Origin of the sequence: Pseudomonas morbosilactucae (genome assembly GCF_023241665.1) — a bacterium.
In the GTDB taxonomy this organism is placed as follows: domain Bacteria; phylum Pseudomonadota; class Gammaproteobacteria; order Pseudomonadales; family Pseudomonadaceae; genus Aquipseudomonas; species Aquipseudomonas morbosilactucae.
This window is the reverse complement of the sequence record NZ_JALQCX010000011.1, coordinates 95808-115067: the sequence shown is the minus strand read 5'-3', so window position 1 is coordinate 115067 and position 19260 is coordinate 95808. Positions and strand designations below refer to the sequence as shown.

16 protein-coding genes and 2 pseudogenes are annotated in these 19260 nt (G+C 61.6%); 7 read left to right on the top strand and 11 right to left on the bottom strand.

Annotated elements, in window-relative coordinates:
• Window positions 1-49: 49 nt before the first annotated feature.
• On the bottom strand, window positions 50-817 hold the full coding sequence (locus M1B35_RS07055) for a DODA-type extradiol aromatic ring-opening family dioxygenase (protein WP_268261588.1): 768 nt from the start codon (window positions 815-817) through the stop codon (window positions 50-52).
• A gap of 102 nt (window positions 818-919) precedes the next feature.
• Between M1B35_RS07055 and M1B35_RS07050 the strand changes: the two genes are divergently transcribed.
• Window positions 920-1588, top strand: coding sequence for a thiopurine S-methyltransferase (locus M1B35_RS07050; protein ID WP_268261587.1), 669 nt, complete (start codon window positions 920-922; stop codon window positions 1586-1588).
• A gap of 74 nt (window positions 1589-1662) precedes the next feature.
• On the opposite strand, the gene htpX is transcribed toward M1B35_RS07050, so the two are convergent.
• Window positions 1663-2550 (bottom strand): protease HtpX, encoded by an 888-nt coding sequence (gene htpX / locus M1B35_RS07045; RefSeq protein ID WP_123328227.1) that lies wholly within the window; start codon window positions 2548-2550, stop codon window positions 1663-1665.
• Between the two features lie 300 nt (window positions 2551-2850).
• A complete protein-coding gene (locus M1B35_RS07040) occupies window positions 2851-4062 on the bottom strand; it encodes a pyridoxal phosphate-dependent aminotransferase (RefSeq protein ID WP_123328226.1) in 1212 nt (403 codons plus the stop codon).
• Between the two features lie 224 nt (window positions 4063-4286).
• Between M1B35_RS07040 and msrB the strand changes: the two genes are divergently transcribed.
• The 3 genes from msrB to M1B35_RS07025 all read left to right on the top strand — a co-directional run bounded on the left by msrB (window position 4287) and on the right by M1B35_RS07025 (window position 5730).
• A complete protein-coding gene (msrB, locus tag M1B35_RS07035; RefSeq protein WP_123328225.1) occupies window positions 4287-4679 on the top strand; it encodes a peptide-methionine (R)-S-oxide reductase MsrB in 393 nt (130 codons plus the stop codon).
• Between the two features lie 104 nt (window positions 4680-4783).
• A complete protein-coding gene (locus M1B35_RS07030) occupies window positions 4784-5269 on the top strand; it encodes a glutathione peroxidase (RefSeq protein ID WP_123328224.1) in 486 nt (161 codons plus the stop codon).
• Window positions 5266-5730, top strand: a complete 465-nt coding sequence (locus tag M1B35_RS07025) for a MarR family winged helix-turn-helix transcriptional regulator (RefSeq protein WP_268261586.1) — start codon at window positions 5266-5268, stop codon at window positions 5728-5730. Before M1B35_RS07030 ends, M1B35_RS07025 begins: the two co-directional genes overlap by 4 nt.
• Here M1B35_RS07025 and M1B35_RS07020 read toward each other — a convergent pair.
• Window positions 5711-8032 (bottom strand): hybrid sensor histidine kinase/response regulator, encoded by a 2322-nt coding sequence (locus tag M1B35_RS07020; protein WP_123328222.1) that lies wholly within the window; start codon window positions 8030-8032, stop codon window positions 5711-5713. The two genes, M1B35_RS07025 and M1B35_RS07020, sit on opposite strands and share 20 nt — an antisense overlap.
• 166 nt (window positions 8033-8198) lie before the next feature.
• Between M1B35_RS07020 and M1B35_RS07015 the strand changes: the two genes are divergently transcribed.
• A complete protein-coding gene (locus M1B35_RS07015; protein ID WP_268261585.1) occupies window positions 8199-9089 on the top strand; it encodes an ATP-binding protein in 891 nt (296 codons plus the stop codon).
• Window positions 9086-9568 (top strand): GAF domain-containing protein, encoded by a 483-nt coding sequence (locus M1B35_RS07010; protein WP_268261584.1) that lies wholly within the window; start codon window positions 9086-9088, stop codon window positions 9566-9568. Before M1B35_RS07015 ends, M1B35_RS07010 begins: the two co-directional genes overlap by 4 nt.
• Window positions 9569-9575: 7 nt before the next feature.
• Here the strand turns inward: M1B35_RS07010 and M1B35_RS07005 are convergent.
• The 7 genes and pseudogenes from M1B35_RS07005 to M1B35_RS06975 all read right to left on the bottom strand — a co-directional run bounded on the left by M1B35_RS07005 (window position 9576) and on the right by M1B35_RS06975 (window position 17679).
• Window positions 9576-12523: pseudogene (locus tag M1B35_RS07005) on the bottom strand (HD domain-containing phosphohydrolase).
• 332 nt (window positions 12524-12855) lie between these two features.
• Window positions 12856-13482, bottom strand: coding sequence for a response regulator transcription factor (locus tag M1B35_RS07000; RefSeq protein ID WP_268261583.1), 627 nt, complete (start codon window positions 13480-13482; stop codon window positions 12856-12858).
• Between the two features lie 294 nt (window positions 13483-13776).
• On the bottom strand, window positions 13777-15108 hold the full coding sequence (locus tag M1B35_RS06995; RefSeq protein WP_123328217.1) for a deoxyguanosinetriphosphate triphosphohydrolase: 1332 nt from the start codon (window positions 15106-15108) through the stop codon (window positions 13777-13779).
• 247 nt (window positions 15109-15355) lie between these two features.
• Window positions 15356-16519 carry an EAL domain-containing protein gene (locus tag M1B35_RS06990; protein ID WP_268261582.1) on the bottom strand — a complete coding sequence of 388 codons (1164 nt, stop codon included), beginning with the start codon at window positions 16517-16519 and terminating at the stop codon, window positions 15356-15358.
• Between the two features lie 124 nt (window positions 16520-16643).
• Window positions 16644-16985 (bottom strand): hypothetical protein, encoded by a 342-nt coding sequence (locus M1B35_RS06985; RefSeq protein WP_123328215.1) that lies wholly within the window; start codon window positions 16983-16985, stop codon window positions 16644-16646.
• Window positions 16982-17362, bottom strand: coding sequence for a phage holin family protein (locus tag M1B35_RS06980; RefSeq protein ID WP_123328214.1), 381 nt, complete (start codon window positions 17360-17362; stop codon window positions 16982-16984). Before M1B35_RS06980 ends, M1B35_RS06985 begins: the two co-directional genes overlap by 4 nt.
• A 2-nt stretch (window positions 17363-17364) precedes the next feature.
• Window positions 17365-17679 (bottom strand): ElaB/YgaM/YqjD family protein, encoded by a 315-nt coding sequence (locus tag M1B35_RS06975; RefSeq protein ID WP_123328213.1) that lies wholly within the window; start codon window positions 17677-17679, stop codon window positions 17365-17367.
• 334 nt (window positions 17680-18013) lie between these two features.
• On the opposite strand from M1B35_RS06975, the pseudogene M1B35_RS06970 reads away from it, so the two are divergent.
• A pseudogene (locus tag M1B35_RS06970) lies at window positions 18014-19221 on the top strand (ammonium transporter).
• Window positions 19222-19260: the final 39 nt, after the last annotated feature.

Below are 19260 nucleotides of genomic sequence, written 5' to 3'. Positions count from 1 at the left end.
CCTGGGGTTTGCCCAGCCAGGCAGTAAGTGGGTTTGTACAGGTGAATCGTCAGCCAAAGCGGTAGATGTCCATCCCCAACGCTCCCAGGGTGAAACCTTGGTGGGCAACACTGAAGTCACCCCCGGCACCCCGGGCGAAATACAGCGGCAGCAGGTGTTCATCGCTGGGGTGACTGCGCACGGCATGGGGCGCCCGTTTCCGGTAGTCGTGCAGGGCCGGCTCATCGTTGGCCGCCAGATGCTCGATCATCCAGTCGCGAAAGGCCTTGGCCCAGGGTTCGATGCTTTCCGGGCCAGCGTGCCAATCCAGCTCCCGCAAGTTGTGGGTGATGCTGCCGGAACCGATCAGCAGTACGCCTTGTTCCCTCAGGCTGGTCAGGGCGTGACCGACGCGAGTCTGCAGGGCAGGACCCAGGTGGCTGGGCAGCGACAGCTGAATCACCGGGATATCCGCCTGCGGGTACATCAGCGACAGCGGCACCCAGGCGCCGTGGTCGAAGGGGCGCTTGTGATCAAGCTGTGCGGGTAGGCCATCCGCCTGGAGCAACTCCACCACCTGTGCCGCCAGCTCGGGGTTTCCCGGGGCCGGGTACTGCACGGCGAACAGGGCTGGGGGGAAACCGCCGAAGTCGTGCCAGGTTTCCGGGTGAGGGTGGGCGCTGACCCGCAGGTCCTGGCTTTCCCAGTGGGCTGAAACCATCAGGATCGCCTTGGGTCGTGGCAACTGTGCTGCCAGGTTGGCCAGGGCAGGGCCGCTGGCGCCGGGCTCCAGGGCCAGCATCGGTGAACCGTGAGAGATAAACAGGCTGGGCAGCATGAATAAGGTCCTGAGCGTTAAGATGCGCCATCTTCAATCAGATCATTGATCTAAATCTAATATAAGTTTTAGGGCTTTTTAATCGAATTCACGGGAGGATTTATGCAGCCGGAGTTTTGGCACAAGCGTTGGGCGAGCGACCAGATCGGCTTCCACTTGGCGCAGGTGAACCCTTATCTGCAGTCGTTATGGCCGTCGTTGGCCGTGGCCCAAGGGGCGCAGGTGTTGGTGCCACTGTGCGGCAAAAGCCTGGACCTGATGTGGCTGGCCAATCGCGGGCATCGCGTACTGGGCGTAGAGCTCTCGGAGAAAGCGGTGGAAGGCTTCTTCCACGAACAAGGGTTGGCGCCAACGGTCACTCAACAGGGGGCGTTCAAGGTCTACCAGGACGGTTTGATCCAGTTGTGGTGCGGTGACGTCTTTGCCTTGCGCGCAGAGGATGTTGCGGGCGTTGCCGGCTTCTATGACCGCGCGGCGCTGATTGCCTTGCCTCTTGAGATGCGTGAGCGCTATGCCGCGCACCTGCGCACCATTCTTCCCCGGTGCTGTGATGGCCTGCTGATTACCATGGACTACGACCAGGCGCTGATCGAGGGACCACCCTTTGCCGTGCTCGATGAGGAAGTCGAGCGTCTATTGGCTGCGCGCTGGCAGGTGGCGGTCCAGGGGCAGCGCGACATCTTGGGCGAGAGTGGGAAGTTTCTGCAAGCCGGCGTACCGCGTCTGGAAGAGCGGGCCTATCGCCTGGGGGACTTTCACACCGCAGGGTAACCAGCGCGTGGTTTTTGGGTGGCCATGCAAAAGGGCGACTTTTGTCGCCCTTTTGGGTGTTGCGCCAGTGGCTATCAGCCGCGGCGGCGCAGGGCCTCGATACGCTCTTCAAGCGGCGGGTGGCTCATGAACATGCGAGCCAGGCCTTGTTTCAGGCCACCGTTGATGCCGAAGGCATTCAGGGTGTCGGGCATATGCACCGGCAGGCCTTGTTCCGAACGCAGGCGCTGCAGGGCGCCGATCATGGCGCTGGTACCGGCCAGGCGGGCACCGGCTTCGTCCGCGCGGTATTCACGCTTGCGCGAGAACCACATGACGATGGCGCTGGCGAGGAAACCCAGTACCAGTTCGGCGAAGATGGTCGCCACGTAGTAGGCGATACCCTGGCCCTCTTCATTCTTGAAGATCACCTTGTCGACGAAGTTGCCGATGATGCGCGCGAAGAACATCACGAAGGTGTTCACCACGCCCTGAACCAGGGCCAGGGTCACCATGTCGCCGTTGGCAACGTGACCGATCTCGTGGGCCAGTACGGCTTTCACTTCATCCGGAGAGAAACGCTCCAGCAAGCCTTGGCTGACGGCGACCAGTGCGTCGTTCTTGTTCCAGCCCGTGGCGAAGGCATTGGCTTCGTACGCCGGGAAAATACCCACTTCCGGCATCTTGATACCCGCTTCCCGGGACAGTTGCTCCACGGTCTGCAGCAGCCATTGTTCATGGCGAGTGCGCGGTTGGGTGATGATCTGAGTGCTGGTGCTCATTTTCGCCATCCACTTGGAGATGAACAGCGAGAACAGGGAACCGGCAAAACCAAAGACCGCACAGAAAATCAGCAGCTGATTGAGGTTGAGATCAACCCCATTGGCCGCCATGAACCCGTTGAAGCCGAAAAGGCTCAGGGTGATGCTGGCAATCAGCACGACCGCCAGGTTAGTGGCCAAAAACAGCAGGATTCGCATCATGGTTGTAGAAATCTCCTCATGCTAAAGATGTAGCGTACTGCGGGGTATATAAGGTGCGGCACCGGGCTATTCAACAGAGTGACTATTTCAAACTGTGTCGTATAGGCCGAGTTTAGACGCTTGCATGACATTTCCACGGTGGCCGGGAACGTCGGGAAGGTGGTTGTTTCTGCCAGCCCTTGTGACCGTCGGTTTGGCGGAAAGTGCAAGCTTATAGAAGGGAGGTGGTGCAGGGGAGTGAAGATGTGTTGCTGAATTAATCGCAGTGCGACTGCGGAACAGTCGCACTGGTTAGCAAGCCTATTGGCGGTAGGTCTTGAGGAAACTTCCGATGCGGCCGATGGCTTGTTCCAGGTCGTCAACCCGCGGCAAGGTCACCACGCGGAAGTGGTCCGGCCATGGCCAGTTGAAGGCGGTGCCCTGAACCACCAAGAGTTTTTCCGAGAGCAACAGGTCGAGCACGAACTTCTCGTCGTTGTGGATCGGGCATACCTTCGGGTCGATCCGCGGGAAGGCATACAGCGCACCCATCGGCTTGACGCAGCTGACCCCAGGAATGTCGTTGAGCAGTTCCCAGGTGCGGTTGCGCTGTTCCAGCAAACGGCCCTGCGGCAGCACCAGATCGTTGATGCTCTGGTAGCCGCCGAGGGCGGTCTGGATCGCATGCTGGCTTGGTACGTTGGCGCACAGACGCATGTTGGCGAGCATGTCGATGCCTTCGATGTAGCTCTGGGCATTGTGCTTTGGCCCGGAAATCGCGATCCAGCCCGAGCGGAAACCCGCCACGCGGTACGACTTCGACAGACCGTTGAAGGTCAGGCAGAGCAGGTCGGGGGCCAGCGAAGCGGTGCAGATGTGCACGGCATCGTCGTAGAGGATCTTGTCGTAGATCTCGTCGGAGAACACCACCAGATTGTGCTGGCGAGCCAGTTCGAGCATGCCCAGCAACACTTCCTTCGAGTACACCGCGCCGGTCGGGTTGTTCGGGTTGATGATCACCATGGCCTTGGTGTTCGGGGTGATCTTGGCCTTGATATCGGCCAGGTCCGGGAACCAGTCGGCGCCTTCGTCGCACAGGTAATGCACCGCGTTGCCGCCGGCCAGGCTGACGGCAGCGGTCCACAGCGGATAGTCTGGCGCCGGCACCAGCACTTCATCACCGTTGTTGAGCAGCGCCTGCAACGACATCACGATCAACTCGGACACGCCGTTGCCCAGATAGATGTCTTCGATGCCGACACCTTCAACCTGCTTCTGCTGGTAGTACTGCATGACCGCCTTGCGCGCGCTGAACAGGCCTTTGGAGTCGCTGTAGCCCTGGGCAGTCGGCAGGTTGCGGATCACATCCTGAAGGATTTCGTCCGGCGCTTCGAAACCAAAAGGCGCCGGGTTGCCGATGTTCAGCTTGAGGATGCGTTGGCCTTCCTCTTCCAGGCGTTTGGCGTGCTTGAGCACTGGGCCGCGAATGTCGTAGCAGACGTTGGCGAGCTTGTTCGATTTGCTGAACTGCATGGCGATGTGATCCCGAAAATGAACGATCCAGGCGGTGGATGAATGACCGCACTGGGAATCCTGCGTTTTCACACAGGCCTGTAGCCGACGTTGGCTGCGGCAAAATCCGTTTGAATGCACGTAACGTGACTGCCAGACTGGCGTCTAACGAGGCGCAATCATACGTGCCGCCTGATCCGTGGAAAAGATACAGATCGGGCTTTTTCAGTTGCAGAGGACGGACCATGGAAAAGCTGGAAAAAACCTTGGAAGAATGGCGGGCCATGCTCGATCCAGAGCAGTACAACGTCTGCCGGTTGAAAGGCACCGAGCGGCCTTTTTCGGGCAAGTACAACGGCACCAAGACTGACGGTGTCTATCATTGCATCTGCTGCAATGAACCCCTGTTCGATTCCCGCGCCAAGTTCGATTCCGGTTGCGGCTGGCCGAGCTTCTACGAGCCGATCGGCGCCAGTGCCATGGTCGAGATCCGTGACATCAGCCACGGCATGATCCGTACCGAAGTGGTTTGCGCCAAGTGCGATGCACACCTGGGGCATGTGTTCCCGGATGGCCCACCGCCGACCGGCCTGCGGTATTGCATCAATTCGGTGTGCCTGGACCTGGTGCCGCGTTAGCCGAGGCGAGCGATTTTTCGAAATCGCTTTTCCGATAATTAAATTGCACGCAATTTAATTGATCGCTATTTTGTTTGCCTTGAATCCCTCCCGGAGTCCACGACATGACTGACACGCTGCTGAACATCCCGTGCACCACCATCAAGGGCGAACAAAAGACCCTGGCCGATTTCGCCGGCAAGGCGGTGCTGGTGGTCAATACCGCGAGCAAGTGCGGCTTTACCCCGCAGTACAAGGGGCTTGAGCAGCTGTGGCAGACCTACAAGGACCAGGGCCTGGTGGTGCTGGGCTTTCCCTGCAACCAGTTCGGCAAGCAGGAGCCGGGCAATGAAGGGGCGATCTCGGAGTTCTGCGAGCTCAACTACGGCGTCAGCTTCCCGCTGTTCAAGAAGATCGACGTCAACGGTTCCGACGCCCATCCCCTGTTCGTCCAGTTGAAGAAACGCGCCCCCGGCGTGCTGGGCTCCCAAGGCATCAAGTGGAACTTCACCAAGTTCCTGATTGGCAAGGACGGCCAGTTGGTCAAGCGTTTTGCCCCTGCCACCAAACCCCAGGACCTGAGCCGCGAGATTGAAGCCCTGCTCAAATGAATGACCTGTCCGACGATTCGCTGAAGCTTGATCGCCAGCTGTGCTTCAAACTCTATGCGGCCTCGCGGGCGGTGGTCCGCGGTTACAAGCCGATGCTCGACCAGTTGGGCCTGACCTATCCCCAGTATCTGGTCATGTTGGTGCTGTGGGAGTGGCAGGCGACTCCGCCGGAGTATCCGACCGTAAAGGCCCTGGGCGAGCGCTTGTCCCTGGACTCGGGCACCCTTACGCCCTTGCTCAAGCGCCTGCAACAGTTGCAGTGGGTGCAGCGCCAGCGGGCCGCGCACGATGAGCGCGAGGTGCACCTGAGCCTGACGCCGGCCGGCCTGGCCCTGCGCGACAAGGTGCCGGCACTCAAGGCTGCGCTGTTGTGCGACAGCGGAGTCGATCTCAATAGCCTAGACGAGTTGCGCAACGGCCTGGATCGGTTGCTGGACCAGGTCAAAGCTTTGTCGTCATAGGCACCCAGAGGTCCAACAGGGCGATCAACTCCTCACGGCGGAACGGTTTGGCCAGGTAGTCGCTCATGCCGGCGGCCCGGCAGCGCTCGCGCTCTTCGGGCATGGCGTTGGCGGTCAGGGCGATGATCGGCAAATCCGGCCAGCGCCCGCTGTGGCGGATCTGCCGGCTGGCCTCATAACCGTCCATGACCGGCATGTTGCAGTCCATCAGCACCAAGTCGAAGCGCGCCTGCTCAAGCTGGTTCAGCGCTTCGGCGCCGTGCACGGCTACCGTGACCTCGCAGCCGAGCTTGCTCAGCATGCCTTTGGCCACCAGTTGATTGACCGGGTTGTCCTCCACCAGCAGGATCCGCCCGCGGCTGACGCTGGTGCGCAGTTCCAGCAAGGTTTCGTCGAGGGTGATGGTTTCTGCCCGCAGGGCGCGGCGCAGGGTTTGGTACAGCGCGTTGCGCGCCAGCGGTCGGGCTTGTTGTTGCAGCGGCGCCAGGGCGTTGGCTTCTTCGCTGGGCAGAAAGCTGCCATAGGCGGTGACCAGCAGAATCGGCGCGGTCAGGCCCGGGCGCAGGCCGAACAGGCACTCCGGGCAGTCGGTGATCAGCAGGTCGGCGCTCAACCCACTCCGTGAGTCCTGAATGTCGCGCCGCCGATACTCCAGGCCCCAGGCGGGCAGCAGGGTGCCGAGCAGTTCGGCCAGGCCGCTGCCGGACTCGGTGATGGCGATCACGGTGCCCGACAGGGGCGGTACCGGGAGGGCCGGGGTGTGGCAGGGCAGTGGCAGTTCGGCGCAGAACTGGCTGCCAAAGCCCACTTCCGAGCTGATGCTCAGGCGCCCGTGCATGGCTTCGCAGAGGTTGTTGGTGAGGGCCAGGCCCAGGCCCGTGCCGCCGTACTGACGGGTGATTCCGGTTCCTGCCTGGGTGTAAGGCTGGAAAATTTTCACCTGGGCTTCCAGGGCAATGCCGATGCCGGTGTCGCAGATCTCGATGCGCACGCCCTGTTCCTGGGTGGTCAGGCGCACATCCACCCGGCCAAAACGGGTGAACTTGAGGGCATTGGACAGCAGGTTGCTGACGATTTGGCGAACCCGCGTAGGGTCCCCCAGGACCAGTGCCGGAAAGTCCGGCGCGATCAGGCAGGCCAACTCCACGCTGGCGGCGGCGTTCTGCGACAGCAGGTTGGCGGTGTCTTCGACCAGGGCTGCGAGGTCGAACGGGATGCTCTCCAGTTCCAGTTGCCCGGCGTCGAATTTGGACATGTCGAGAATATCGTTGAGCAACTCCACCAGCACCTTGCCCGAGTCATGGGCGATGGACAGCTGCTGGCGCTGCTCCGGGTTCAGCGAACTGTCCAGTGACAGGGCGATCATGCCCAGCAGGCCGTTGAGCGGGGTACGGATCTCATGGCTCATGTTGGCCAGGAACGCTGCGCGGGCCTGGGCCATGTCCAGGGCGGTGCGCCGGGCGATGTCCAGTTCTTCGTTGGACTGGCTGAGGCGGATGTTGCTGGCCTTGAGTTCGGTGGTACGGGCCGAGACGATATTTTCCAGTTGCTCAAGGTAGTCGGTCAGGCGGTTTTCCGCGTTGCGCCGTTGCTGGATCTCGGTGGACATGGTGTCGAACTGCTGGTTGGCGACCTTGACCAGCACCCCCACTTCGTCGTTCTCATGCCCCGGCGGGCAGTCCAGCCGAGCTTGTTCTGCGCTGCGCGGGTCGCGGCTGCTGAGTTCGCGGATGACCCCGACCAGCGGTTTGGTCAGCATCACGTAGAACAGCGCCAAGAGAATCCCGGTGAGGATCAGGCTGCGGGCGAAGCCGTTGATCAAGGTCACCTCGGCCCGACGCAGGAAGCGGCTGCCAAAGGCGTAGGTATCGACGTCCAGGCGCAAGATGCCCAGGGATTCTTCCGGTAGATGGCTGAGAAACAGGCGGTCTTCGAACTGGCGGCTGGCGCCGAACAGAGAGTCGCTGATGGTTCGGTAGCCGCTGCGTTGTGCCGGGCGTTCGACGTTGGCCAGCACGGTATCGTTGTTGTCGATCAATTGGGCCCGGATGATCGCCGGTGAGCTCAGCAGGCCAAGGGTCAGTTCCTGGGCCAGTTCGGCATCGATGTTGTAGGCGATGCGTGACGCCGGGTTGTGGCTGATTTCCAGCAGCGAGTTGATTTCCCGATTGATGGAGGCGTCTTCGCTGGCATAATCGATGCCGATTTGCAGCAGGCTGAGCGCCGTTCCGAGAATGAAACCGACCAGCACAGTGAGCCTGGCTTGTTTGTAAGACAGGCGGTTGGTGAATTTGATGTCCATGGGGTGCTGAGTCACGTCCCTTTCCTTTCGCTGCGCAAGCATAGCTGATCATCAGTGTTTGCCAGCGGGGTCTGGCGTTGGAACTGTCGCGTAATGTTCCGCCGTTCAGGTTGGCCTTTGCTCGGTGTGCTGCATCATTAACTGTGAACGTGCCTGAGGAAAAGTCGTGGATTCTCGATTGAATGCATTTCTTGAGCGTGCCGATGCCGTATTGGCCCGTATCGAACCCCTGTTACCCGCACCACGACACACCATCGACTGGACTCAATGCCTGGCGGCCCGCTGGCAACGTGAAGGCCGCAGTGGTTTTCTCCTGCCCCTCGAAGTCAGCCTCGACATGCGCCTGTCGGACCTGATCGGGGTCGACACCCAGCGCGAGCAACTGGCCCGCAACACCCGCCAGTTCCTCGATGGCATGCCGGCCAACCATGCGCTGCTCTGGGGCTCCCGGGGCACCGGAAAATCTTCCCTGGTGCGTGCGCTGCTGGCCGAACACGCCAAGGGCGGGTTGCGCTTGATCGAGATCGAGCGCGATCACCTGGCGGACTTGCCGCGGGTGGTGGAGCAGTTGCAGAAGCTGCCCCAGCGTTTTGTGCTGTTCTGCGATGACTTGTCCTTTGAGGCCGGTGAGGGGGATTACCGGGTGCTCAAGAGTGTCCTCGACGGTTCCCTGGAACAGGCACCGGACAATGTGCTGCTGTACGCCACCTCCAACCGTCGGCACCTGGTGCCGGAAAAAGAGAGCGACAACGAAAACTGGAAACGCGTCGACGGCGAACTGCACCCCAGCGAAGCCGTGGAAGACAAGATTGCCCTGTCGGACCGTTTCGGCCTGTGGTTGTCGTTCTATCCATTCACCCAAGAGCATTTCCTCAATGTGGTCGAGCACTGGATCGGCGAGCTGGCCGGCAAGGCCGGGCTTGAGTGGCAGCGTGACGAGGCGCTGGACATCCTGGCGGTGCGCTGGGCGACGGGGCGGGGTAACCGCAATGGCCGTTGTGCCTATCAATTTGCCCGCTATTGGGTGGGACTGAAGCTGTTGGAGCAAAAGGCATGATCGATCTGCAAAACGCTGGCAAGGGCCTGGAAGGTTATGGGCTGCTGTGTGCACAGCTGGAATCACTGCTGGCCGATGAGCGGGACTTCATCGCCAACGCCGCGCAATTCTCGGCTTTTTTGTTCAACCAACTGGACGACCTGAACTGGGCGGGTTTCTACCTCAATCGGGATGAAGAGTTGCTGCTGGGGCCGTTCCAGGGCCAGGTGGCCTGCGTGCGCATTGCCTTTGGTCGCGGTGTTTGCGGTGCGGCGGCAGCCACGCGGCAAACCCAGCGTGTGGAGGATGTGCATGCATTCGCCGGGCATATCGCCTGTGACAGTGCGTCCAACAGCGAGCTGGTGGTGCCGCTGATCAAGGACGACCGGCTGATCGGCGTGCTCGACCTGGACAGCCCTAAGCTGGCCCGCTTCAGCCTGGAAGACCAAGCCGGCATCGAGCGCCTGGCAGCGATTTTCCTGGCGCTGACCGACTGCTGATCGGCCTTCACGCCTGCAGGCCGGCCTTGGCCAGCAGGCCTTCGATGTCCACGGTGTCGATTTGCTGTGGGGCCAGGAAGCGTTCGGCGTACTGCTGGTAGATCCGCTGGCGGATGAATAGCTCGAACAGCTCGGGGTCGATGTGCGCATCGCGGCACATCATCGCCATGATCATCAGGGCCTCGCTCAAGGTCTTGCCCTTCTTGTAGGGGCGGTCCGCCGCCGTCAGGGCTTCGAAGATGTCGGCAATCGCCATCATCCGTGCGGGCAGGCTCATCTGGTCGCGTTTCAATTGTTTGGGGTAGCCGCTGCCGTCCATTTTTTCGTGGTGGCCGCCGGCAATCTCGGCGACGTTGGCCAGATGACTGGGGAACGGCAGGCGATTGAGCATCATGATGGTCTGCACGATGTGGTGGTTGATCACATAGCGCTCCTCGGTGGTGAGGGTGCCACGGCTGATGCTCAGGTTGTACAGCTCGCCGCGGTTGTACTTGTACGGTGGCGCGTCGAGCTTGAAGCCCCAGGGGTTGTCCGCGCTCAACAGTTCCGCCGGGTTGCGCTCGAACAGGTGTTCAGGTTTGTCGGCCAGCAGCCGTTCGGTCACGGGCAGTTCGGGGGCCGGTGAGCGCTCCTGGCGGCGGTTTTCTTCCCAGGCTACGCCGAGACGGTCGTCCAGGGTGCGGCTCCAGGTGTACTCGGCGATGCTGCCCAGGCGTTGCAGATCGGCCGCGGCCATGGCTTCACCGCCCAGGTTGCAACGGGCGACAAAGGCAAAGTCCTCATCCAGTTGCTGCAGGCGGGCATCGCGCTTGGTGGCCTGGACGGTTTCTTCCTGGCCTTCGGCGCGAGCCTGCCAATAATCGATCCAGGCATCGCGCTTGAGCACTTCGAAGCGGGTACGGATTTCGTGGATGCGATCGTTCAGGGTTTCCAGCTTGGTGGCTTTATCCACCACGTACTCGGGGGTGGTGACCTTGCCGCAATCGTGCAGCCAGGCCGCGATGTGCAGGGCTTCCCATTCATCGTCGCTGGGCTGGTAAGCGCGGAAGGCCGGGTCCTGACTGTCGGCGGCGGCCTGGGCCAGCATCAGAGTCAGGGCCGGCACCCGCTGGCAATGGCCACCGGTGTAAGGGCTCTTGGCATCGATGGCGCCTGCCAGCAATTGGATAAAAGCGTCCAGCAGTTGCTTCTGCTTGTTTTGCAGGCGCTGGCTTTCGATGCTCAGCGCCGCGGCGCCGGAGATCGCCTGGATAAAGGCGATGCGGTCCGGGCGGAGCTTTTCCAGGTCCGACTCGTCGCCACTGTCGACCAGCAACAGCACCAGCACGCCGACGGTTTCGTTGTGCCGGTTGCGCAGACGGATACCCACCAGGTGCGCCCTCGGGCAGCTCAGGGCCAGCAGGATGCTTTGCAGGTCCTGCGCCTGGTCGAACCCCAGGGTGGCTACCACGTTGTCGTGGCTGCCCAGTCGTTGCAGCCAGGCCGGCGCCTGGGCGGCGTCCGGGTCCTGGGTACGAATATCGAAGCTGGCCAGCGCCTGGTGCTGGCCATCGATGATCAGCCCGTGGGGTTCCAGGTGCTGTCCGTTGTTCTCGCGGAGGTAAATCAGCCCGGCTTCGGCCTGGGCGATTTTCACGGTTTCGGAGAGCACCCGCTGCAACAGCGGGTCAAAGCGGGTTTCGGCCGAAAGGCTGGCGGTGATTTCGAAAAAGCTCGCCAGCGTCTCTTTCATCCGGCCCATGGACACACTCAACTGATCCACCTCCAGCACCGGTGAACGGCGGCCGGCCGGGTAGTTGAAGTTGAAGCTGCGAATCGCGTCGGCTTCCTGCACCAGGTTACGCAGCGGCCGTACCAGAATGCGCGAGATCAGCCAGCCCAGGGGCAGGCACAGCAACAGGGTGGTCAAGGTGATCAGGGCGCCTTGCCAGCGCAAGCGATACGCATCCACCAGCAACTCGTCCTCAGGCACCAGCAGCGCCAACTGCAAGCCACCGGGGCCGCCTTCGTCGATATGGCTGCTGGCAACGATCCAGGTACGCTGCCGGGTCTGCAAATGGCCGTCGGTGGCCTGGCCTTTAAGCAGGGCGTCCAGGGCCGGGTTCAGGCTGCTGGCCTTGGCCAGGCGCGCGCTCTGTTCCTCGACGATCAGCTTGCTGCTGTCGGGGTAGGCCACGGCGTTGCCCTCTGCATCCACCAGGGCGATTTCGGTGGCGGGTGTGACCTTGTGCTTGGCCAGGGTTTCGGAAAGTTGCTCCAGGGTCAGGTCGGCCCCGATCACCGCCATCGTGCCGCTGCGTCGGGCCAGGGTGGTGCCGACGTTGTGGGTGGAAAAGAACACATAGGGTTTGGTGGTGATTTGCGTGTCGTCGCTGCGGGCATGGGCAAACCAGTCACGATTACGCGGGTCGTAGCGTTCGTCGGGGTGTTCCAGGCGGCTGATCAGCGTCAGTTGCCGGCTATAGAACAGCGACTGGGACTGGACCCGCCCGCTGCTGGCATTGCGCTCGATGCTCCAGACTTCGTAGGCGGCATCGTCGGCGCCCGGCGTTTTTCCCTGAGGGCCGCATTGCGCAAGGGCCGGACCATGAAGAAGTCGCCATTGGCGTACCCCAGGTACAGCGATGCCAGGCGCGTATTGTCGGTCAGCGACTGGCTGAAGAGCGGCAGCAGGCCTAGGCGTTGTTCCAGGCTGGGTGCCTGGCTCGCCGGGGCCAGGGCCAGCAGGTCGAGCAGGTGGCGGATAGGTTCATAGGTGGACTTCAGGTCGTTCTGTACGTCCTGCTCGATGCGCTGGAAGAGCTTTTCGCTGCTGGAGAGGATGATCCGCGTGGTTTGCTGGTAGTTGAAGATGCCCAGTACTACGCCGGTCAGCAGCAGGAGGAAGGTGAACATCGCACTGATGTGAACATGGAGAGGCAAGCGGCGTTTTTCAGGCTGTGGCGTGCTTTGCATTCCAGCGCTCTCCAAGGGGCATGATGCGTGGCTCAACGGTCTAGCGTAGTTACAGCGGGAGCACTGCACCCTCGCACACCGGCGGGGCGAGCTTGACGACAGCAGGCCTCTAGGGCCTGGCGAACGCGGGCCTTGGAGAAAACCTCGAAATAGTGGCTTTTTGATAGTTTCCTGGCAAGGGGCAGATGCTCGGGTCGTTGTTTTTAGGGGCCGACCAAGTGTTGGCGGGGCGACCAAGGCGGTGTTTTCAGCCTGTGTTCAAAGGGCGCTACAGAACCGTGATCAGAGGTTTCCGTGTGGTTCATGCGGCAACGCTTTATTGACGCTCTGTTTCACACCAGTGCATTACGTTTTGCCATATCAATCATTTCGCTCATGGTTGAAATGTTGAGTTTCTGCATGATTTTCTTCTTGTAAGTGCTGATGGTCTTATTGCTGAGAAACAGGCTGCTGGCAATGTCTTTATTGCTGCAGCCTTGTGCGAAAAGTTGCAGGGCAATGAGTTCCCGATTATTCAGGCTCCTGAATAACAATAACTCCAGGTTGGAGCCGTCTTCCGAGCGCAGGGGGCTGAGGGCCTGGCTGGGGAAGTAGTTGTAACCGGAGCTTACGGCCTTGATGGCGCCGACCAATTCACCCAGGTCCTGTTCCTTGCTGACATACCCGCTGGCGCCGGCCTGCATGCAGCGCCCGGCGAACAAGGCGGCCGATTGTGCCGTCAGTACCAGGGTCCTGGGCGCCGGGCTCAGGCTATTGAGGCGGTCCAGCAGTTCCAGCCCATCGACCTTGGGGATGCCGATGTCGAGGATGATCAGGTCCGGTAGGCATTCGCGAACGATCTGCAGGGCATCGATCCCGTTATCGGTTTCGCCGACGATTTTATAACCCTCGTGCTCCAGCAAAATACGGATGGAAAGACGAACGAAAGGATGGTCATCAATGATAAAAACCGAACGCATACCCAAACTCGCAATAGTTGAAATAAGGCCTGAACAGTAGCCCAGTCATTAGGGTGGATATACGTGTCCCACGCCGTATTAGTGCAATCTAAGACGGGTCCTACAGCTAATAAGGGAAGGGATTACAGTGCTTCGGGAATAGAAGGCGCTACATGTATTTAAATGTGAATAAACAACCAGGTTTATCGAGTATTAAGAGGCGTGGGTTGCCGAATTTTTTCTTGAATGCTGTTCGAGGGGGGAAGAAGCATGAGGTGCGCCGCCCCAGGCTTGGGGCGGCGTCGCAAGGGCGGGTTATTGGGGACTTGAGCGGCCGGTCATTTCCCGGGCCATTTCGCTGGCGTAGCTGTCGGTCATCCCGGCAATGAAGTCGATCACCCGCAGGAACGAGGTGTGCAACGGCCAACCGGGGTTGGGTGCGTTGTTGCCCAGCAGGTCGAGAATCCGTCGATTTTTGAACGACGGGGTGCGACCGCCATGCTGCTCCAGTGCGGCGCCGCAGAACGAATTAAGCAGGATCTCCAGGGTGGTGTAAGCGCCGATCTCGTGCAGGGTTTTGCGCTTGTCCTGGAAGATTTTCTTGCGGGCCAGGTCCTTGGCGTTGAGCACGCAGCGTTTGGCGGGGCCGTGCATGTGTTCCACCAGGTCGCCGGACAGGGTGCCCGCCAGCAGGGCGTCCTGTTGCTCGACAAAGGCTCGGGCTGCCGCGTTGGTCAGGTGCTCGATGGCCTTGCCCCGCAGGATTGCCAGTTTGCGCCGCCGCGAATCCCCCGGGCCCAATTGGCGGTAGGTTTCCGGCAAGTCATCGCCCACCAGGCCCAACAGCAGCGACTCGACTTCGGCGTACTCCAGCAGGTCCATCTCCAGGCCGTCTTCGAGGTCGATCAGGCCGTAGCAGATATCGTCCGCCGCCTCCATCAGGTACACCAGCGGGTGGCGAGCCCAGCGTTGCTCCTCAAGCTGCGGCAGGCCGAGCTTGTGGGCGATCTGTTCCAGCAGCGGCAGTTCGCTCTGGTAGCAACCGAACTTGTGCTTTTTGTAGCCCAGGGAGTCGGCGTGGCGCGCGGTCCAGGGGTATTTCAGGTAAGTGCCGAGGGTGGCGTAGGTCAGCCGCGTGCCGCCGTCGAACTGGTGGTATTCGAGCTGGGTCAGGACCCGAAAGCCCTGGGCGTTGCCTTCAAAGTTGAGGAAGTCATTGCGCTCGGCTTCGCTCATCGCGTCCAACCAGCCCCGTCCGGCAGCCTGCTGGAACCAGTGGCGTATGGCGTCCTCGCCGGAGTGGCCAAAGGGCGGGTTGCCGATGTCGTGGGCCAGGCAGGCTGACTGCACCACCATCCCCAAGTCGCTGGGGTCGCACCAGCTTGGCAGGGCGCTGCGCAGGGTTTCGCCGACGCGCATGCCCAGGGAACGACCGACACAACTGACCTCCAGGGAATGGGTCAGGCGGGTGTGGATATGGTCGTTGCTGGAAACCGGGTGCACCTGGGTCTTGCGCCCCAGGCGGCGAAAGGCGCCGGAGAAGATGATGCGGTCGTGGTCCTTGTGGAAAGGGCTGCGGCCCAGCTCTTCAGGGCTGTGCACAGGCTTTCCAAGGCGTTCGCGGTTGAGCAGGGTTTGCCAATCCAAGGCGGGGTCTCTCCGAAAAAGACTGAAGGGCAGAGCTTCCGGTTTCCCGGGCTTGGCCGCAAGAGGCGCATAGCCTGTACTTGTGTACCCACCTGGCCGTCGCTTTCGCTGGCGAGCCAGCTCCTGCACGGAAATGGCATGGCCTGCGCCCCCCTGTAGGGGCCGGTTCGCCGGCGAAAGGGCCCGTTGGTCGCACATTCATCAGGTCGCTGCGTTCGCCTGCAAGCCGGCTTGCAACCGATCGGGATTACAGGCCGACCGCGTCGATATCGATCAGCAGCAGGCGCTGGCCGTTGTCGAAAAACTGCCCGGCGGTCAGGCAATACTGGTTGCTGGTGGCGTCACGGTAGGTGTTGGACAGGGTCAGGCGGCGCTCGTCCCAGCCTTCGGCCAGCAGGTGATAGAAGTACGGGCGCCACGACCAGTTATGGCCGACGTAGCTGTTGTCCGCCACCCAGCCCTGATTGCGCCATTCCAGGTTGGGGGTCAATTGGGTGCCATGCCGGTCGCATTGGTAGAAGCGCAGCAGCCAGGGGAACGCATCCAGTTGCGGCAGTTGGCTGATCGGCGCCCGAGCCTGGGCCCAGGCTTGCAGCAGGGCCATCAGTTCCGCCAGTTGCCGGCGCATGTCCATCAGGCGAGTGCGTTCCATGAGCTTTTGTTGCACGTAGCGCTCACGCAGTCGGGCGAAGGGTTGGACAAAGGCATCGGTGGCAAAGAAGTCGATTTCGGCCCGGGCGAACAGAAAACCCTGCACGTAGCGTGAGCCGCATTCGAGGGCGAAATTCAGCTCGGCTTCGGTTTCCACCCCTTCGGCAATGATCCAGCAGCCGGTTTTCTCAGCCATCTGTGCCAGGGCTTTGACCACGTCGCTGCTTGGGCCGCCACGGGCAGCGGCTTGGAACAGGCGCATGTCGAGCTTGAGGATGTCTGGCTGCAGCGCCAAGACCCGGTCGAGTTGCGAGTAGCCGGCGCCAAAATCGTCGATGGCAATGCGTGCTCCGGCCTGGCGATAGCGGTCCACCACCTCGGCCAGGCGCTGGCTGTTGCCGCCCAGTTCAGTGATCTCGAAGACAATGCGTCGCGGGTCGACCCCGTGTTGTTGCAGTTGCTTGAGGCTCGGCAGGGCCTGGCCGGCGCGCAGGCGGCTGATCCAGCGCGGGGAAATGTTCAGGCTCAGGAACCAGTCGGGCGGCGCTTCATGCAGGCGGCTCAGGGCGTTGTCGCGGATCTGCCGGTCAAGGCGGCGCAAGGCGCTGGAAGCGGTCTTCGGTTCGGCGAACAAGGGCCCCACCGACTGCATTCGGCCATCGGCCTGGAGCAGGCGTCCCAGTGCTTCGACGCCGGCGATACGGCCGGTGGCGGTATCGATAAATGGCTGAAAGCAGGCAAGCGGTTGCCCGTCGATCACAGGGCCTCCTTATGAAGAGTCTTGTTGGAATTGGAGCCGTGACTGTCATGGGGACAGGCAGGAGTCGGCCCCCGAAAGGGCCTATCCAGGTTGCTTAGCAAGAATGTAGCCAGATAGTGACTGCTCAGTTTTTGCGCGAGGAGCCTTGCATCACCAACTTGATCAGCGGCAGCAGGCCGGTGCCCAGGCGCACCAGACGAGTCAGGCTGCCGACACCGCGGCTTTTGGCGCCTTTGCCGGTGATGAACCCCAGCAGGGTGACCACGGCCACGCCCCATAACGGCGCGTGCTTGATGCCCAGGCCTTCCTGCCAGTTCTGACCGAGGCCGCGCATGCGTTGCAACGGTTGCATGAGTTGCTGGGACTCATGACGAATTTCCTGGCGGTGCATTTCCATGCGCAGGCGGATCAGGGCCTTGCGCATTTCCCGGCGGGAGTTGCTTTGCGGAATCTCGGGCAGGCTCATGGCAGCAGGCGCTCCCGGTCATTGGCCAGCTCTTCGAGGGTGGCGTGGAAGGGCGAAGATTCATCATAGATCGCGGCTTTCAGGCGCAGGCCGCAGAACATCGCTGCCAGGGTATAGAACACGCAGAGGCCGATGATACCGGCCAGGCGATAGCTGTCCCACAACAGGATCAACACCAGCGCCGACAGCCCCACCAGCAACAGCAGGGCAAAGACCAGCGCCAGGCCGGCAAACAGCAACAGGCTGACGGTGCGGGCTTTCTGTTCTTGCAGCTCGATGCCGAACAGCTCGACATGGCTGTGCAACAGGCCCAGGACAGCCGCGCCCAGGCGCCGCGATGAGGAGGTCGAGGACGAGCCGGATTCACCGATCGCCATGATCAGCGCCGCGTGGCCAACAGGCCGATCAGAAAGCCCACGCCGGCAGCGATGCCCACGGACTGCCAGGGGTTGGCCTGTACGTAGTCCTCGGTGGCGGTGACGGCAGCCTGGCCGCGTTCACGCAGGGAGGCCTCGGTCAGTTGCAGGGTTTCCCGGGCGCGCAGCAGGCTGTCGTGGATCTGCTCGCGCAACTCATCGGCCTGATCACCGGCCAGGCTGGCGGTGTGTTCCAGCAGACGCTCCGTGTCACTGACCAGTGCCTGAAAGTCCGCCATGAGTATTTCTTGAGCCGTCTTTGCCGTTTTGCTGGCCATGGTTATCTCCGTAATGGCTTGTGTGTGCTTCGAGTATGAGCCTTGGCTGAAGGTTCATTGCAATTGTCTGGTACAGCTTTTGCTTTGTGCTGGTGCGCCAGGGAGGCCGATTGCGCTGAAAACGCGCATGCGGTGGCGCAGGGCGCGCGAAACCTTAGCCTAAAAAATTAGAAACTTAACAAAACCTCTTCAAGCAGGATTTCGCTCTTCGACGTCGTGCGCCAAAACGGTTCGCCAAACGCGCTTCAATAGCGTGCCGGGCGCTAACTTGGTGCGACTTGGAGGGCGCCATCATTGGCTTGAAGCTGTTGCTGATAGCAGGTCTGCCAACTCCATGGAAAATTTGCAAAGCGCTGTGGACAGTCTGGTCCATGGTTCCAATACCCTGTTCATCCTGATCGGCGCCGTGATGGTGCTGGCCATGCACGCCGGCTTCGCCTTCCTTGAGGTCGGCACGGTCCGGCAGAAGAACCAGGTCAACGCGCTGTCGAAAATCCTCAGCGACTTCGCCGTCTCGACCCTGGCCTATTTCTTTATAGGCTATTGGATCTCCTACGGCGTGAGCTTCCTGCAGCCGGCGGCGGTGATCAGCGCGACCACGGTTACGGCCTGGTCAAGTTCTTCTTCCTGCTGACCTTCGCCGCTGCCATTCCGGCAATCATTTCCGGGGGCATCGCCGAACGGGCGCGCTTCGTGCCGCAGTTGTGTGCGACGGCGCTGATCGTGGCCTTCGTCTACCCCTTCTTCGAGGGCATGGTGTGGAACGGCAACTTCGGCTTGCAGGCTTGGTTGCAGGCCCGCTTCGGCGCCGGCTTCCATGACTTCGCCGGGTCGGTCGTGGTACACGCCATGGGCGGTTGGCTGGCGTTGGCGGCGGTGCTGTTGCTGGGGCCGCGCAACGGTCGTTACCGCGATGGCAAGCTGGTGGCCTTCGCACCGTCGAGCATTCCATTCCTGGCCCTGGGGTCGTGGATCCTGATTGTCGGCTGGTTCGGTTTCAACGTGATGAGTGCCCAGACCCTGCAAGGCCTGAGCGGGCTGGTGGCGGTGAACTCGTTGATGGCCATGGTCGGCGGCACTATGGCGGCCCTGATTGTCGGTCGCAACGACCCGGGCTTCCTGCACAACGGCCCTTTGGCCGGGCTGGTAGCGATCTGCGCCGGGTCCGACCTGATGCACCCGGTGGGCGCCCTGGTGACTGGGGCCATTGCCGGTGCCTTGTTTGTCTGGTGCTTTATCGCGGCCCAAGGCAAATGGAAAATCGACGACGTGCTGGGCGTATGGCCGCTGCACGGCTTGTGCGGCGTGTGGGGCGGCATTGCCTGCGGTATTTTCGGCCAGGGCGCCTTGGGCGGCTTGGGGGGCGTCAGCCTGATCAGCCAGTTGATCGGCACCGCGTTGGGTGTGGTGGTGGCACTGGTGGGCGGGTTTGTCGTATACGGCGCGATCAAGGCCTTGCACGGGCTGCGCCTGACCCAGGAAGAAGAGTATTACGGCGCCGATCTGTCGGTGCACAAGATCGGCGCTGTCAGCCAGGACTGATGGTCGGGGGCGGTGCGGGCGAGGGCCGGGCGGTGCCTC